This window comes from Corallococcus sp. CA053C (assembly GCF_003611675.1).
Taxonomy (GTDB): domain Bacteria; phylum Myxococcota; class Myxococcia; order Myxococcales; family Myxococcaceae; genus Corallococcus.
The window spans coordinates 1-16,737 of record NZ_RAWA01000202.1 but is presented as its reverse complement, the minus strand read 5'-3'; the positions used below and the strand labels follow the sequence as shown (position 1 = coordinate 16,737).

Here is a 16,737-nt window from a genome sequence, read left to right as displayed (position 1 = left end):
GGAGCGCGCCGCCCCCAGGAACTCGCGCGTCGCCAGGTGCAGGGGGATGTGGTCCGCCCCGTACGCGTCCAGGATGATGACGTCGTACGGCGGTCCTTGCGCTTCGATGAAGGCCCGGCCGTCCGCGACGTGCGCCCGCAGCAGCGCGTCCTCCTGGAAGCCGCAGTACTGCTTCGCGGCCTCCACCACCGCGGCATCCACCTCCACCACGTCGATGTGCGTGTCGGGCAACACCGCGCGCAGGAACATGGGGATGGCGCCGCCGCCCAGCCCCACCGCCAGGATGTTCTCCGGCCGGGGCATGAACGCCAGCGCCACCATCGCCATGCGCGTGTAGGGCAGCTCCAGCCGCAGCGGTTCGCCGGGCCACACCACGCTCTGGCGCGCGCCCCCTTCACCAAAGCGCAGCGAGCGGCGCCCGTCGTCGTCCTCGGTGATGAGGACCGGGCCCGCCCCTTCTTCCGAGCCGTCTTCTGGCAACGCCAGGACCCGCGCTCCCTACTTCGCGGCCGACACCGGCTGGGGGCCACTGTCCAGCACGCGCTGCGCCGTCACCGCGGGCCCGTACTCCGGCGTCTTCGTGACATTGCCGTGGGAGTCCTTGCCCTCGTGCAGCTTCAGGCCCTCGGCGTCCGGCAGGTAGCCCACGCGCAGCCGCACCTCGCGCACGGCGGACAGCTCACGCGTCTCCACCGGGCCCGTGGGATACGGCAGCGAGGTGCGCAAGGGCAGCGGCACCACCGCGCGACGGGTCGCCGTGGCGCCGGGCTCCACGCGGCTGACCGACGGCACCTCCGGCGCTTCCACCATCAAGTCATCCGGCACGCGGATCAGCATGCGCGACAGCACCACCTGCCCGCCGGACAGGTCCACGTAGGCGCGGTGCGGATCCAGCGTGGGCTGGCCGCCGAACCCGAAGTCCCACAGGCCGTCCAGCAACAATACGGCCCGGGACGTCCGGTTGTGCACCGCATAGGTGACGGCGAGCGTGTCCGCCTCACGCGCCACCGACTCCACCTTCAGCTCCACGTCCGCCTGGGCCATGCGATGTCCTCCGGGAGGGTCCGCGGGCCGCTCCGGCGCCCGCGTGCAACCGATGATGAGTGCCAGCGCCACGAAGGCGCCAGCCAGGCGGAAGCCTCGCATCCCTTGCCTCCTGCTAGTAGTGCGTACGGGTGGGCAGGTTCAGTTCGTCGCGCAGGACGTTCTCCCCGGGACGGCCGCCCTGGACCACATCCGGCGTCTTCGGGTCGTTGTCCAGGTCGATGGGCAGACCCACCGCGGACGGCTCCAGGTTGCGCGTGCCGTTCTTCTCGCCGTTCGCCAGCGTGCCGTTGGTGATGTCCGAGGCGTGCACCAGCTCGTGGAACAGGCCGACGACGGGGGGACGGGTCATCCACTCCTCGCTGGCGCCCAGCGAGATGCGCGTGCGGTTGTAGCCCACCGTCGCGTCCGAGCCCTTGCCCGGCGTGCCGTCCGCGTTCATGAAGCCGTCGCTGAGCGGCGTGCCGTTGGCGTTGTTGCCGCCCTTCGTCTCGGAGATGGTCGTCGTCTTGCCGCTGGCGTCCAGCGTGCGCAGCAGCTCCTGACCCGCGGGCATGGAGCGCAGCGCGTCCAGGTCCGACTGCACGCGCGCCTGGTAGTCCGCGCTGCCGGTGACGGACACCGAGCTGCCCACCGTGGCCGCGTTCGTCATGTCGACGATGTTCCGCTCGCCCTTCGCCGCGTCGGAGGTCGTCTCGTTCTCCTCCACGTAGAGCTTGTCGGTGCCGGTGCCGCCCTCGACGGTGTCCTTGCCCTCGCCGCCCGCGACCGCGTCGTTGCCGGCGTCGCCGCTCAGCGTGTCATTGCCCCGACCGCCAATGACCTGGTCGTCGCCCGTGCCGCCCGAGGCCTTGTCGTCGCCCGCGCCGCCGTCGATGTAGTCGCGTCCGCCACCGCCCGTCAGGGTGTCGTTGCCATCCAGGCCGTAGAGCACGTCGCGGCCTTCGCCGCCCTCGACGGTGTCATCGCCCGCGCCGCCCTCCAGGTAGTCGTCGCCGTCCAGGCCGCTGAGCGTGTCCTTGCCCTCGCCGCCGATGACGGTGTCGTTGCCCTTGCCGGCCGTGAGCGTGTCGTCACCCGCGCCACCGTCCAGCGTGAGGTCCTGCGTGACGCTCGCGTCCAGCGTGATGGAGTCGTTGCCGATGCCGCCCTCGATGATGGCACCCCGGGCCTGCGCCGCCGTGAGCGTCACCGTGTCGTCGCCGGACTTGATGGTCAGCCCGCCGTCCTTGTTCTGCGACACCGTGGCGGTGTTGTCGCCCACGCCCAGGTTCACCACCGTCCGGCCCTCGGCGTTGGTGCTCACCTGCGGCTTCGTGAGGGTGTCCACCACGCCCTGGACGGCCTTGCCGAGGGCCGAGGCGATGCCCCCCAAGAAGCCCCCGCCGCCGTCGTCCTTCTTCTTCACGTCCGCCTTGGCCTTGCCGCCCTCGGCGCCGCCCGACTCCTTCAGCACCTGGGTCCGCGCGGGCGCCGCGCGCTGGGGCGCCGCCTCGAAGCCGTCCTTCATGCGCTGGGACACGGCCGCCTTCACCACGTTGGGGCGCGCGGCCACGGGGGCGGGCACCTTCACCGGCTCCTGCTTCACGACGGGGGTGGGACGCGAACCGGGCTTGCCAATCGTGGTCATGTCGCTTCTCCCAGGTGGCGCGCACCCGGCTCGGGTCTCCTGGCGACGGGGCACCAGGCGTCGGACGAATACCGACATTCCAGATTGTCGTGGGAACTCCCCCACAGTTGCGCCAGCCGGTGAGAGACGACACGGCGCGGCACGGAACCGCCTGGAATCGTTGCGTTTCTCAAAAACCGATTCTTGAGAATGTACTCGGTTTTCATGTATTACGGCTTCCACGTCTCGCCCGACATCCATGGGATGCGGGTGACGGACGGGGGCGCGGAGCAGCGATCAGGCGCCGTGTCCCGGCAGGCAATGCGACGACGGGAGGGAGCACCCATGAAGCTGAAGACCTTGATGTCCACCGTGGCGGCGTTGGCCGTCGCGGTGTGGGCCGGGACGGCCGCGGCAGCCACCGCGAACGGGCCCATCTGCGACACGGCCGCGTACGTGAACTCGACGACCTATTACAACTGCACCGGCAGCAGCCACACGGCGCTGGACGTGGGCAACAGCTCCTGCGGCGAGTGGAACCACCGCGGCATGCTGGTGGGCAACTTCTACTATTACTACTACGGCGGCTGTGCGGCGGCCTGCAACGGCTCCACCTGCAACGGCGGCGCGGGCAACTACTACGTGGTGTCCGGCGCCAACGGCTGGGACTTCCGCCAGCTGCACTTCTACGCCAACGTCAGCTCCGGCACGAAGACGTGTGACCGCTGCGCGCTGGGACTCGTGGGCGGCACGGGCAGCGCCACCGGACCGCACTCGCACTCGGACAACCGTCAGTACGGCACGCGCATGTCGGCCTGGTACACCAGCGTCGGCACCACGTGCGGCACCAACGCGTACTGCAACAACCGCCTGGGCGTTCCCACGCTGTAGCCCGTGCGTGTCCCGAGCAGGGGCCGGCGTCCGCGCCGCGTCCCCTGCCCGGCTGCTTCGCTCCCGTCTCCTCCTTACGACGCGAGGCGCGCGTGCGCCTTTCCCTCCGCGTGAGCCCCCTGCCGACATGACCTCCCGTCCCTCCATCAAGGTCGCGCTCGCCGGCCTCCTCCTCCTGCTCGTCGCCGTGGGCGTCGTGCTGTGGCGTGGCACGGCCCGCTCCGATGACGCCGCCCGTCCACCGCCCGGAACCCCGGGCCCTTCCGCGACCACCGCGGGTGCCTCGGGCAGCGGTGCTCCCGTGGCCGCCGCGCCGGGCGCACGTCCGCCGCCGCGCGAACAGATTCCCATGCCCGGGTGCTGGGACGGGCTGGCCGCGCTCGACAGGGACGCGACGCTCGACTCGCTGCACGCGGCCGTGGCCGCCGCCATCCAGTCGCGCGACACGGCGCTGGTGGCGTACCTCCAGGAGCGCCTCACGGAGCTGGTGGGGAATGATCCGGACCGCGCGCTGCAACTGGTGACGTGGGCGATGAAGTCCGCGCCGCCGGAGCCGGCCATCTACCTGGAGGCGCTGAAGGCCGCCCCCGCCGTGCGCCACCCGCGCGTCACCGAGAAGCTGGTGGCGGTGGCCGAGGACAAGTCGCTGGCGGCGCCGGACCGCGCCTCCGCGCTGGACGCGCTGGAGACCCAGCACCGCTTCACGCCCGAGACGCGCGGCCGGCTCAAGGCCATCGCGCTGGATGATTCCGCGGACTCCGCCGCCTGGATGGCCGCGCGCACGCTGGGCCGGGTGATGAAGGAGGACTACACGCGCACGGGCACCTATGCGCCGTACTGGAAGGACCTGCTGGACATCGGCACGACGTCCGAGGACACGGCGGTGCGGCTGCTCGCGCTGGAGATGCCGTCGTACTCCGATCCGCTGCTCGACTCGGACTCCATCGACGTACTGGCGAAGGTGATGCGCACCGACAAGGAGCGCGACGTGCGGGAGATGGCGGCCTTCCGGCTGGCCGTCACCGAGGATCCGCAGAAGGCCCTGGCCGCGTTCCGCTCCGCCTTCGACGGGGAGCAGGACGTGTGCGTGCGCTGGGCCTTCCTGCGCTTCGCGGTGCGCGCGGCCGGCGCGGACGCCCTGCCCCTGGTGGAGGAGTTCGCGCGGAAGGATCCGCGGCTGCGGCAGGACTATCTGGACTTCAAGGCGCTGTACGCCACCGGCACGACGGACTTCGCGCGCATCTGGCTGGGCAAGAAGGAACACCACGACTGCGTGGTCGAGGAAGGAGCGCCGCACTGATGGGCTCTCGAACGAAGCGGTCCTGTGTCCTCTGGCTGGGGCTGCTCCCGGGACTGGCCCTGGCCCAACCTGCTCCCATCGCCGTCCCCACCCCCACGGCCTGCACCGTGGAGGGCATGCTGGACGAGGTGCGCGTGGCGATGAAGACGGGCTCGCCCGCCTACCAGCGCTATGCGCGGCTGCGCCTGAAGGAAGCCGCCATCGCCCTGCCGCCGCAGGCCCTGGGCCGCGCGGTGAGCGAGGAGCGGGACCCCGGCGTGCTGGAGGCGATTGGCGCCGCGCTGGCCACCAAGGCGAGCAACGCGCAGCAGCCGGAGCTGCTCCAGCCGCTGCTCTCACGCGCGAAGCAAGACGCCGACCCCGGCCTGCGCGCGGCGGCGGTGCGCGCGCTCAAGGGTGCGCCGTCGGTGGAGTTCATGGCGAAGAACGGCGACGTCGTCACCTACGAGCAGCTCGTGCGCGACAGCGCGCCGGAGGTACGGCAGGCGGTGGTGGAGAACCTGGTGACGGAGAGCGCCGGCATCTACTTCGGCCACAACCCGGAGATGGCGGAGAAGGCCATCCAGGTCGCCGCCGCGTCGCAGGACCCCGCTGTCACGACGCGCCTCCTGGGCGAGGTCTCCATGGAGGCCGCGAGCCCGGAGGCGGTGCGCAAGCTCACCGGCCACTTGCGCTCGGAGGACCCCGCCCTGCGCGCGGCGGCGGCGAAGGCCCTGGGCGGCGTGCCGGGACTTGAGTCCGCGGGCGCGCGCCGCTCGCTCACCGCGCTGTACAAGAGCGACAGCGACCCTGCGGTGCGCAAGTCCGCGCTGGAGGGATTGGCGCGCCTGGGCCAGTCCAACGCACGGCCGCTGCTGGAGTCGCTGCGCGGCGTGGATCCGCGCATGGACCCTGAAATCGACGCGTGGCTGGGCGCCCTGCGGACGAACCTCCAGGAGTGGCACCTGCTCCTGCGGGAGAAGCAGCGCCTGCGCCCGTGACACCTCCTGCCCCTCCGCACCCGAGAGCCCCATGAGCCGCCGCATCTCGCTGCTTCCCCTCGCCTCCCTGCTGCTCCTCGCCGGCTGCGCTCCCGAGGACGCTCCCCAGCCCGCGCTTCCCACGACGCAGGCCCAGGCGGTGGCGGTCCCCGTGCCGGCGCGCCTCCAGGCGGAGGACTACAAGACGGGCGGCGAGGGCGTGGGCTACCACGACACCACGGCCGGCAACTCCGGCGGCGTGTACCGCGCGGACGACGTGGACCTCCAGGCCACCACCGACGTGGGCGGCGGCTACAACGTCACGGCCATCGCCCCGGGCGAGTGGCTGGGCTACACGATTCAGGTCACCCAGGCGGGCACCTACAGCTTCAAGGCCCGCGTCGCGTCCGGCGTCACCGGCACGAAGACGCTGCACCTGATCATCGACGGCTTCGTGCGTCCTGCCGTGAGCTTCACGCAGGCCACCGGCGCGCAGTCGTGGTCCACGGTGTCGCTGGGCAGCTTCACGCTGGGCGCCAACGTCCACTCCGTGCAGGTGGTGGCGGACACGGGCGGCTTCAACTTCAACCACCTGGACGTCGCCGTGGACGGCGGTGGCGGCGGGACGGGCATGAGCGTGGACGGGCCCCAGCTGCTGCGCGACGGCAAGCCCTTCCTACCCCGGGGCTTCAACATGGTGGGCGTGCTCGCGCCCGACGGCTGCGCGAATCCCGCCAGCGTGCCGCGCAACGCCCGCACCGCCTTTGGCCAGACGGAGCTGCTGGCCGCGCGCGACGCGTGGTCCGCCAACACCGTGCGCTTCCAGGTGAGCCAGGGCGGGCTGGATCCGCAGGACCCGATGTTCCGCCAGTTCTACGTGGACCGCGTGCAGGCGGACGTGCAGCTTGCGCGCTCGCTGGGGCTGGTGGTCATCGTCTCCATGCAGGACCAGTTCTATTCGTGCGGTGACGTGCACCCGCTGCCGTCGGCCGCCACGCTGCGCTCCTGGTCCACGCTGGTGCCGGTGCTGAAGGCGGATCCCGACGTGATGTTCGAGCTCTTCAACGAGCCCCAGAACGACGTCACCAGCGCGGCCTGGGCGCAGTGGAAGAATGGCGGCACGTCCCCGCTGTCCAACCTGGGCGTGCCCGCCGTGGGCTACCAGCAACTGGTCAACCACGTGCGCTCGCTGGGCGCCACGCAGGTGCTCATCGCGGACGGCGCCAACTACGCGGGGAAGCTCCAGGGCGTGCCCCTGCTGACGGACACGCTCAGCCCGCCGCGCATCATGTACGCGGTGCATCCGTACTACTTCCACATCGCCGACAACGCGACGCTGGCGTCGGATCAGAACAACTGGAACACCCGCTTCGGCGCCCTGACGGCCTCGCACCCCGTCATCGCCACCGAGTGGAACGCCTTCAGCGACACCTGCAAGGTGGGCACCGAGGCGCGCATCCCGGACTTCTTCGCGTACCTCCAGGGCCACCGCATCGGCCTGCTGGGCCACGCCTTCGACGTGCCTGGCACCCTGGTGAAGGACCTGACGACCTGGCAGCCCACCACGTTCGAGGGGGGCGGCTGCTTGGTGCCCGGCCATGACGCGGGCGCGCTGCTCCAGGCCCACTTCCAGCAGCTGGAGGCCGCCGAGTCCCCCTGATGCCCTGGGGAGCGGCCATGGGAAAAGGTGGCCGCGCGCGGCGGAGTGGGACAGGTTGGGGGGCCATGTCCGACAGCGGTTTCGGCACCTCCACCCTCGCGCTCGCGCTCGCTGGCAGCGCGGTCACCATCCTGTCCACCAGCCTGGGCGCCCTGCCCGCCCTGGCGGCGCGCAGCATCTCGCGGCGCTCCAAGGACGTGCTGATGGGCTTCAGCGCGGGCGTCATGCTCGCGGCCACGGCCTTCTCGCTGGTGGTGCCCGCCATCGACCTGGGCGAGGCGCGCTACACGTCGCGCTTCACCGCCGCGCTGGTGGTGGGCGGCAGCATGCTGGTGGGCGGCCTGTTCCTGCACCTGTGCAACCGCTTCATCCCGCACGAGCACTTCATCAAGGGCCAGGAGGGCAACGCCGAGGCCGCGAACCTGAAGCGCATCTGGCTGTTCGTGCTGGCCATCGCGCTGCACAACTTCCCGGAGGGGCTGGCGGTGGGCACCGGCGTGGGCAGCCGCTCGATGGAGATCGCCGCGCCCATCCTCGTGGGCATCGGGTTGCAGGACATCCCAGAGGGCTTCGTCGTCGCGCTGGCGCTGATGGGCGTGGCGTACAGCCGCGGGCAGGCGGTGCTGGTGGCGCTGTACACGGGGCTGGTGGAGGGGGCCGCCGCCCTGGTGGGGTTCTTCGCCACGTCGTTCGCGTCCGGCATCCTGCCGTGGGCGCTCGCGTTCGCGGGGGGCTCCATGCTGTACGTCGTCAGCGACGAGATGATCCCGGAGAGCCACCGCCAGGAGTACGCGCGCGAGGCGACGGCCGGCCTGATGGTGGGCTTCGTGCTGATGATGTTCCTGGACGTCACGCTGAGCTGACGGGGGGGCAGGCCGCGCGGTGCGCCCATGTGGTCACCCACCCCCGCGCCGCCCCGCCCGGGGAGGCCCGGACGTGCTAGCTTGATTTGCATGTCTGTGTCGGATCGAACCCGCGTCGACGGAGCCCCGGGGGAGCACAAGGACAAGGCCGCCCGCCCGGAAGAAGAGGAGACGGAGGCCGCGCTCCACGTGACGCTGCCCTACGAGCAGGCCCGTCGTCCCGGGGACCTGCCCGTGGTGCGTCGCTTCCGCCTGTCCGTGGTGGAGGGCCCCGGCGCGGGCATGGTGTGGGAGTCCACGTCGGACACCTGCTCGGTGGGCTCGCATCCGCTCAACGACTGCGCGGTGGAGGACTCCACCGTGTCGCGCTTCCACTGCGAGGTGAAGATCGGCCCCAAGGGCCCGCAGGTGAAGGACCTGGACAGCCTCAACGGCGTCATCGTGGACGGCGTGCAGGTGGTAGAGGGCATCCTGCGCAGCGGCAGCCTGCTGCGGCTGGGCCGGGTCGTCCTCCGCTTCGACTTCAGCGCGGAGAGCAACCGACTGCCGCTGTCGGACCTGACGCGCTTCGGTTCGCTGGTGGGCACGTCGGTGGCCATGCGCGGCTGCTTCGCGATGATGGAGCGCGCCGCCGCACGCGACGTCACCGTGCTGCTGGAGGGTGAGACGGGCACGGGCAAGAGCCAGGCGGCGCTCGCCATCCACCAGGCCAGCCGGCGCAAGGACGCGGCGTTCCTGGTGGTGGACTGCGGCGCCATCCCCGCCCACATCCTGGAGAGCGAGCTGTTCGGCCACGAGAAGGGCTCCTTCACCGGCGCGGTGAACCGGCGCGCGGGCGTCTTCGAGGAGGCCGACGGCGGCACCGTCTTCCTGGACGAGATTGGGGAGCTGCCCCCGGAGCTGCAACCCAAGCTCCTGCGCGTGCTGGAGAACCGGGAGATCCGCCGGGTGGGCAGCAACACGTACCTGCCGGTGGACGTGCGGCTGATGGCGGCCACGCACCGCGACCTGCGCGCGGAGGTGAACGCGGGGCGGTTCCGCTCGGACCTGTTCTTCCGGCTCGCGGTGCTGCGCATCGGGATGCCGTCCCTGCGCCAGCGGCCGGAGGACCTGTCAATGCTGGTGTCGGGCATCCTCCAGTCGCTGGGCGCGGATCCGGAGCGCACGGGCGCGCTGCGCACGCCGGAGTTCCTGTCGCGGCTGCGGCACGCGGCGTGGCCGGGCAACGTGCGCGAGTTGCGCAACCACCTGGAGCGCTGCCTCGTATTCGAGGACGCGCTGCCCCTGGCGGAGGAGGACTCGCGGCCGGAGGGCAGCCCGCTGGAGGTGGACCTGTCGCGCCCCTACGCGGAGCAGCGGCGGCGCGTGGTGGACGACTTCGAGCGGCGCTACCTGCGCGCCCTGCTGGAGAAGCACCAGGGCAAGGTGGCCCAGGCCGCCATCACCGCCGGCATGGACCGCGTGCACTTCTACCGGCTGCTGCGCAGGCACGGCATCAAGCCCTGAGTGGACACACGCGGCCGCTGGGTCATTTCTTCCCTCTGTGCTGGAGGGAATGACCGTGCATCAAATCCCTTGAGGGAGGCTCCCTGGGTTCGGGACACCCGGAGTCCCTCAAGGAGACACACATGAAGATGCAGCTGATGGCCGTGCTGATGGGTGTGGGCCTGCTGGCGGGTTGTGGCGGTGTCGAGGCGGACGTGGACGCGCCGGTGGACCTGGCCACGCGCGAGGACGAGCTCCCGGCGTGCAACCACCAGTCCTTCGAGCGGGTCTTCTACTCGGAGCCGGAGAAGATCAACGAGGTCGGCTGGTGGACCTGCGGCTGCGATTCCAACACCGCTTGGGTGTCTGGCAGGACGACCGCCTACTCCACGACCTTCGGCGCCACGGCGTGCGCGCAGTGGTGAGCGTCGCGGGCCTTTCAGCGTCTCGCTGAGAGCCGCCAGCGGTCGGTCGCACCCGGTACCGGACTGGAGACGAAGTCCGCCTCCAGTCCGCGCAGCGCCGCGCCGGTGACGACGAGCGCGCTGTCCCCCCCGTCCTGGACCCACGCGGGCAGGTGGAGCAGCCCCCCTTCGTTGCCGGCGTCATCCCACGCGGAGGCCGCGGCGTCGGGCGGGCCATGGAGCCCGGCACCGAGCCCGTCACCGAGCCCGTCACCGAGCCCAGCGCCGGACGTGAGCCGGTCCACGTGCACGGTGACGGCGAGGCTCGCGGCGGCCTCTCCCCGCGTCAGCGCGAGCCCCACGTCCAGCACCCGCGCGCGCAACTCCCGCTCGCGGCGCACGTCGTCCGGGAGGCTGGCCACGGCGAGCAGGCACGCGCTGCCCACCACGCGCACCTCCAGCCCCGCTTCCAGGGCCAGGGCGCTCGCGCGCTCCAGCCCCGCGTCCAGGTCCTCCATCGCGGCGGAGTCCGGGTCTCCAGACGTCCGGCCCTGCACGTACAAGCCCAGCGCGCGCGGCACCTCCACCGGCGCCGCGCCCCCCAGCACCGCGCCGCGCAGGTCGTCCAGCAGCGCGTCCACGTCCGGGTAGCGGTCCTCGCGCTCCTTGCGCAGACAGCGCAGCACCACCGCGTCCAGCGCCGCGGAGACGGGCGCGTGCTCGCCCGGACGCGGCGGAGGGGCGTGCAGGTGCTGCTGCTCCACCTCGTGGCGCGTGGTGCCCTGGAAGGGCGGCATGCCGGTGAGCAGCTGGAACAGCAGCACGCCCACCGCGTACAGGTCCGTGCGCGCGTCCGGCACCTGGCCGCGGATCTGCTCCGGCGCCATGGACAGCGGCGTGCCCAGCACCACGCCGGTGTGCGTGAGCGACGAGCTGCCCGGTGCTCCCGGCACCAGCCCCTTCGCCACGCCGAAGTCCACCAGCTTCACCGCAGGGCCCCCCTGCCCCTGCGCGAGCCGCACCACGTTCTGCGCCTTCAGGTCGCGGTGCACCACGCCCGCCGCGTGCGCCACCCGCAGCGCGGCGCCCACCTGCTCCAGCACGGCCAGCACCTCGCGCGGGGACAGCGGCCCGCGCGTGGCCAGCTCCGCCGCGAGGTCCTGGCCCTCCAGCCACTCCATCGCGATGAAGGGCCGGCCGTCCGACAGCTCGCCGTACCCCAGCACCGTGACGATGTGCGGGTGGTGCAGCCGCTGCAGCGTGGCCGCCTCGCGCCGGAAGCGCCGCAGCGCCACCGCCGCCGTGGCCACCTGCGGGTGCAGCACCTTCAGCGCCGCGGGCACGCCCGTCCTCGCGTGCCGCGCCCGGTACAGCGCGGACACCGGGCCCCGGACCTGGACGCGCTCCACCACCCACTCGCCCACGAGCGCGCCCGGCCGCAGCTCCTCTCCGTACAGCGCCTCCTCGCCGTTCCCCGCCATGGGCTCAGCGCTTCCGCGGCTCCACGGGCGTCTTGCCGTCCACACCGCCCTGGCCCTCGCGCGGAGGCGGAGGCTCCGACCAGCGCGCGCACAGCTCGCGGTGCGCGTCGTCCACCAGGTCGCAGGCGCCGTTCAGGAAGACGGTGACGGGCTCCAGCCAGTGGTTGCCCACCGTGTCCTTGCAGTCCTCGAAGTCGCCGTCGCCCGTCAGCAGCGGGCCGTCCTGCTTACCGCACTGCCGGACGTCGGGGCTCGCGTCCCAGCAGGGCCCCGTCACGGTGGCCGCGCAGTCCTCGTGCGTGCCGGGCAGCGCGCACACGCGGTAGGTCGCGTAGGCCATGCCGTACACCCAGCCCGGGTCGTAGCAGGCATAGAGGTTGTTGAAGATCGGCTTCACCTGGCGGTCCGTCGGCCGCGTGATGACGTAGCGGCCGCGCTTGTCCGTCGTCACCAGGACGTTGATCTCGTCGCGCAGCGCCTGGGCGCCGAACAGGTTGCCGTAGAAGGCCCCCTCGCGCACGCGGTACACGCCGCGCTCGGAGAGCGGCGCCTGCACGCCCGCGCTCACCGCCACATTCGCCGTGCCGGTCGCCGCGCTGTTCCAGGGCGCGGTCATCACCGTGAAGTAGCCGCCCTGGGCCGGGCAGGTGGCGCTCACCGACGGATCCGTCGCGGGCGACGGCAGCGGGTACGTGGAGCCCGACGTGCAGCCCTCGCTGTTCGCCACGAGCCGGCCGTCCGTGTTGTCACACCCGGCGATGCCCCGGCACACGCGCAACATCATCCGCGCGCCCGAGCTGGAGCCCAGCGGCGTCCCCGACGGACAGGCCGCCGCGCCTCCCGTGGGGCCTCCCGCGCCCACCGACACCGTCTGGCCCGCGGGGCACCAGCCCACCGAGTGCATCGTCCAGCCGCAGTTGCGCCCGGAGCCCACCGTCGCGCTGGAGCAGGGCGCCGCGCTGTTGAGCGACGCGGGCGAACCCGGGACGTGATCCAACGGCTCCGTCCACGCGTCCAGCGCGAAGGGCTGGTCGAGGGGGACGAGCGGCTCGTGGATCTCCCCGCGCATCGACAGCTCCACGCGGTAGCCCAGGCCGTTGTTGCGCGCGAGGAGACAGGCCGTCACGCGCTTGAGGCACGCGGAGTCTGGAAGCGGCGCGCTCGTGCGCCACTGGGGACACAGGCCCGCGGAGCCGGCCCACTCGCTGCGCTGCGAGCCCGGGGGCAGGAAGGGGTTGAGCCACTCCAGCGTCTCACCGGGCCCCAGCGCGCAGCCCACGAGGTACGCCATGAAGCGCTGCGCATCCGGGTCGTGGAGCTGGTTGGCGATGAGCGCGCTGTCCGCGCCGACCACCATGACGTCGGGGTCGAAGAGCGACTCCAGCGAGTGCGTCGACAGGGCTTCGTTGGCGTCGTGGTTCGCGGCGATGGCGTTGAGCACCAGCTCCTGCGTCGTGAGCGAGTTGGCGATGCGGATGTCCGCTTCGCTCGTGCCGAGCACCTCGGCTTCGAAGCCGGCTTCGGGGCCCTGCGTGACCGCGGGCTCGCAGCCGGTCAACGCCAGCAGCAGGAAACACCAGGGGACTCTGGGGAATGGGGTGGCCATCGCGCGAACGCTCCTAGGCAGGACTCGGGGGACGAGGCGGGACGGACCAAGCACTCGGCGGGCCAGGGCTTCCGGCAAAGCCCCCGCTCCGCGAAGGAAACCCCAGACGTGGCCTTCTTGTCTCGCTGTAGCGCGAAACGTTACGGAGCGCGGCGCGTGTAGCGTTTCGCGCTACAGCGCTTCAGCGGCGAGCGCGGTCCGCAATGCGTGGAAACGCGTAGACCACAGTGGCGCCTCGGACACGGCGGGCGCGGCCCGCGCCAACCATGCCCGCGCCTCGTCCATCGCGCCGGTGCGCCGGGCGATGCCGGTGGCCTGCAGGAGGATCTCCGCCTTCTCGTCCGGGGAGGCCAGGGCGTCCGCCTCCGTGTGGAGCGCTTCCCAGTCCGTCGCCCGGAAGGCGCCTGCTTCCTGTTGGTGGACCTGGAGCTCCACCAGCCGCCGCATGATGGCCGTGGGTGGCAACGACTCCGGCGGACAGCGCTGCGAAATCCAGGCGAGCTGTCGGGCCGCCGCCCCTTCGTCTCCCGCCGCGGCGAGGATGCGGGCGAGGAGCAGCGCATCCACGGGCACCGGGTGCTCGCGGAAGAAGCGCACGCCCAGCTCATGGGCACGCCAGGCCAGGGGCAGCGCTTCGTCCAGGCGGCCCTGCATGTAGAGGACTTCGGCCAGGTTGAAGGTGGACCAGCGCTCCATCTGCGCGTGGGCCAGCTCGCGTCCCAGCGCCATCGCGCGGCGCAGGTCCTCTTCCATCCGCGCCACGTCGCCCTGCCGCAGCCACAGCAGGACGCGGTTGCTCAGAACCGCGGCCTTGTGCAGCCCGTCGCCCGTGGCCTCGCAGCGCTCCAGCGCCTCGTCGAAGCGCGCGGCGGCCTCCGGGGCGCGGTCCAGGAAGGTGAGCGCGGCGCCCAGCAGGGCCAGTGACACGACGAGCGTCTCGTGGTCCCTCGCGCCCTCCGCGCCTTCGGCGGTGGAGGCGAGCACGCGCGCCGCGGCGGCCCACTCGCCCTGGCGCACGTGCAGCCGGCCCCGGGCCAGTCCGCAGCGCAGGGACAGGCGCGGCGCGTCCAGCGGCTCGATGGCGTCCAGCGCCTCGCGCGTGCACGCGGCGGAGCCCTCCGAGTCCTCCATCCAGTCGCGCGCGGTGGCCTCCTCCAGCAGCAGGTCCACCTCCAGCGCCGCGTCGCTCCGCGCCTTCGCGAGGGCCCGCGCCGCGCTCAGGTCCGCCAGGCTCTCGCGGAAGCGCTGGAGCCGGTGACGCACCCGGCCCCGCCCCGCCAGGGCCTGGGCCCGCCTCGCGGTGTCGGACTCCGGCAGGAGCGCGAGCGCGCGCGTGTAGTGCTGCTCCGCCTCCACCGACAGGTGCCCGGCGCGCGCCTCCTCCGCGAGCGCCAGGTAGTCCCGCGCTGCTTGTGGGTGGGCGCCGCAGACCGCGGCGTGGTGGGCGCGGCGGCGGCGTTCGGCCACGTCGTCGCCCACGCTGGCCTTCAGCGCGGCGGCGTGCAGCGCGCGGCGCGGTGCCGGAGGCAGCAGGGCCTCCAGGGCCTCGCGCAGCAGCGGGTGACGGAAGGCGAAGCGGCCCGGCCCCGCGGGGCGCAGGAGGCCCGCGCGCGACAGTCGCTGCAACCCCGCGCCGGCATCCAGCGTCGCGGCGCGCGACAGCTCCGGTCCGACGGCCAGGTGGCGCAGGGCCGCGTCCACGCGCGCCACGTCCACCTCCGTGCCCAGCACCGCGCACAGCCGCGCCAGCACGCGGTGCACCTCCGGCAGACCCGCCAGGACGCGCGGGGCCAACCGTTCGAACAGCGGCGTCACCGACACGTCCAGCAGCGCGTCCGGCGCGACGTACCACCCGCCACCTGGAGCCGAGCGCAGCGCGCCCGCGGCCCTGAGGGCCCGCGACAGCTCCACCAGCGACAGGGGCACACCCTGCGCCAGCTGCTCCAGGCGCGCGAGCACCGGCTCCGGGATGTGCTCCGCGGGGCGCAGCAGATGGAGGAGCACCGTGCGGCTCGCTTCGGGCGGCAGCGGCGGCAAGGGGTGCTGGGAGGCGTGGGCGCTGCGCTCGCCCAGGTGCGGACGCAGCCCCAGCAGCGAGGGACGTCCGGCGACGCACACCCACAAGGGCGCGCGGGGCCCGGCGAGCGTGGCGCGCTCCAGCGCATCCAGGCTCAGCGGATCCGCGAGGTGCGCGTCGTCCAGCAGCAACACCAGCGGAGCCTCACGGGCCCGCGCGAGCAGCGCCTCCGCCAGCACGCGAGGCTCCGCGGACGGGCGGCCCACGACAGCGCGGAGCGCGTCCAGCAGCGAGCCCGACACCGACGCATCCGGAGGCGGCGCGCGCAGCCGGATCACGCGCACGCGGCCGTCATCCTCCACCCGCGTGGCGAGCGCCTTGAGCAGCCGCGACTTGCCGTGCCCCACCTCGCCCGTGAGCACGCACAGGCCCGGCACTTCCTCCGTGAGACTCCGGCCCGCGTCCGCCGCCAGCGCGTCCAGCACCACATCGCGGCCCACGAACGGAGGCGTCTCCCCTTCGACGCGCGCGCCCTCCTCGTCGTGGAGGCGCAGGCGCAGGTCCGTGCCGGTCGCGGGCTCGGTCCATCCGGGCTCCAGCCGCGCGGCGGCCTCCGGCGTCACCCACACCTCTCCCGCGGGGACAGCCGCGCGCCACCAGGAGTCCGGCCGCTCCAGCGCGGCCCCGGCGACGCGGGCCAGGGTGGTGCCCGGGTGCACATACAGCTCCGCGATGTGGAGGACGGCCACCGCCTCCGCGGACTCCACCAGCCTCCGGGCCGCGAGCGCCCCCGCGCGCAGGTTCGCCTCCGCGGACAACGACTCGCAGAAGACGAGCAGGTAGCCGCCCGCCGCGACCCGGGCCAACACACCGCCGAAAGGCTCCAGCGTGGCCGCCAGCCCCTCCACCGACGCAGGCGTGCGCAGGCCCAGCACCGCCACGGGCCGAGTGCCCGCGAACGTCGCCAGCGTGGCCCCCAGCCTGTTCACCGATGCGGGCGGACGCAGGCCCGGCGCCGACCTCGTGGCCTCGAACGTCGTCAGCGCCGGGCCTGTGGGGAGCCATGCGTCCGGCATCCCGATGACGTCCGGCAGCGCGAGTTCGTCGCACGCGGCCTCGAACGCGGCGAGCACGTCGAGCGCGCTCGCGAAGCGCTCCGCGGGCTCCTTGGCCAGACACCGCGCCACCACCGCGTCGAGCGCCGCGGGCACCCGCGCCCTTTCGGAGACGCGCGGCGGACGCTGGCTCACATGGCCTTCGCGCACCTCGTCCGGGCTGCCGTGGAAGGGCGGCGCGCCGGTGAGCAATTCAAAGAGCAGGACGCCCAGCGCATAGAGGTCCGCGGGGGCACCGGCCTCGCGCGCGTTCAAGCACTGCTCCGGCGCCATGTAGATGGGCGTCCCCGCCCTGCCCCCCGC

General features: G+C 72.8%; 13 protein-coding genes. 7 read left to right on the top strand and 6 right to left on the bottom strand.

From position 1 onward, the window contains the following. The 3 genes from D7V97_RS24670 to D7V97_RS24660 form a co-directional block, all read right to left on the bottom strand. Positions 1-480 (bottom strand): spermidine synthase (locus D7V97_RS24670; protein ID WP_199728924.1); only part of this gene is annotated, 480 nt, incomplete at its 3' end. A gap of 18 nt (positions 481-498) precedes the next feature. Then, positions 499-1,146: a hypothetical protein gene (locus D7V97_RS24665; protein ID WP_120613086.1), complete on the bottom strand. Its 648-nt coding sequence runs from the start codon at positions 1,144-1,146 to the stop codon at positions 499-501. 13 nt (positions 1,147-1,159) lie between these two features. Further along, positions 1,160-2,674, bottom strand: a complete 1,515-nt coding sequence (locus tag D7V97_RS24660) for a M91 family zinc metallopeptidase (RefSeq protein WP_120613085.1) — start codon at positions 2,672-2,674, stop codon at positions 1,160-1,162. Between the two features lie 324 nt (positions 2,675-2,998). On the opposite strand from D7V97_RS24660, the gene D7V97_RS24655 reads away from it, so the two are divergent. The 7 genes from D7V97_RS24655 (at position 2,999) to D7V97_RS24625 (ending at position 10,236) form a co-directional block, all read left to right on the top strand. Then, positions 2,999-3,544 carry a peptidase M23 gene (locus tag D7V97_RS24655; RefSeq protein ID WP_120613084.1) on the top strand — a complete coding sequence of 182 codons (546 nt, stop codon included), beginning with the start codon at positions 2,999-3,001 and terminating at the stop codon, positions 3,542-3,544. Positions 3,545-3,671: 127 nt separating this feature from the next. After that, entirely contained in the window at positions 3,672-4,844 is a 1,173-nt protein-coding gene (locus D7V97_RS24650) for a HEAT repeat domain-containing protein (RefSeq protein WP_120613083.1), read from the top strand. Further along, positions 4,844-5,824 carry a HEAT repeat domain-containing protein gene (locus D7V97_RS24645; protein ID WP_120613082.1) on the top strand — a complete coding sequence of 327 codons (981 nt, stop codon included), beginning with the start codon at positions 4,844-4,846 and terminating at the stop codon, positions 5,822-5,824. Before D7V97_RS24650 ends, D7V97_RS24645 begins: the two co-directional genes overlap by 1 nt. A gap of 31 nt (positions 5,825-5,855) precedes the next feature. Continuing rightward, on the top strand, positions 5,856-7,463 hold the full coding sequence (locus D7V97_RS24640) for a carbohydrate-binding domain-containing protein (protein ID WP_120613081.1): 1,608 nt from the start codon (positions 5,856-5,858) through the stop codon (positions 7,461-7,463). A gap of 65 nt (positions 7,464-7,528) precedes the next feature. After that, on the top strand, positions 7,529-8,326 hold the full coding sequence (locus D7V97_RS24635) for a ZIP family metal transporter (RefSeq protein WP_120613080.1): 798 nt from the start codon (positions 7,529-7,531) through the stop codon (positions 8,324-8,326). A 90-nt stretch (positions 8,327-8,416) separates the two neighbouring features. Next, a complete protein-coding gene (locus tag D7V97_RS24630) occupies positions 8,417-9,832 on the top strand; it encodes a sigma 54-interacting transcriptional regulator (protein ID WP_233583167.1) in 1,416 nt (471 codons plus the stop codon). A gap of 122 nt (positions 9,833-9,954) precedes the next feature. Then, positions 9,955-10,236, top strand: coding sequence for a hypothetical protein (locus D7V97_RS24625; protein ID WP_120613079.1), 282 nt, complete (start codon positions 9,955-9,957; stop codon positions 10,234-10,236). A 14-nt stretch (positions 10,237-10,250) separates the two neighbouring features. On the opposite strand, the gene D7V97_RS24620 is transcribed toward D7V97_RS24625, so the two are convergent. The 3 genes from D7V97_RS24620 to D7V97_RS24610 form a co-directional block, all read right to left on the bottom strand. Then, on the bottom strand, positions 10,251-11,696 hold the full coding sequence (locus tag D7V97_RS24620) for a serine/threonine-protein kinase (RefSeq protein ID WP_120613078.1): 1,446 nt from the start codon (positions 11,694-11,696) through the stop codon (positions 10,251-10,253). Positions 11,697-11,700: 4 nt separating this feature from the next. After that, the gene (locus D7V97_RS24615; RefSeq protein WP_199728923.1) at positions 11,701-13,302 is read right to left on the bottom strand and encodes a hypothetical protein; all 1,602 of its coding nucleotides are present in this window, start codon (positions 13,300-13,302) and stop codon (positions 11,701-11,703) included. Positions 13,303-13,473: 171 nt separating this feature from the next. Beyond that, positions 13,474-16,737: AAA family ATPase (locus D7V97_RS24610; protein WP_120613077.1), on the bottom strand; the 3,264-nt coding region annotated here is incomplete at its 5' end.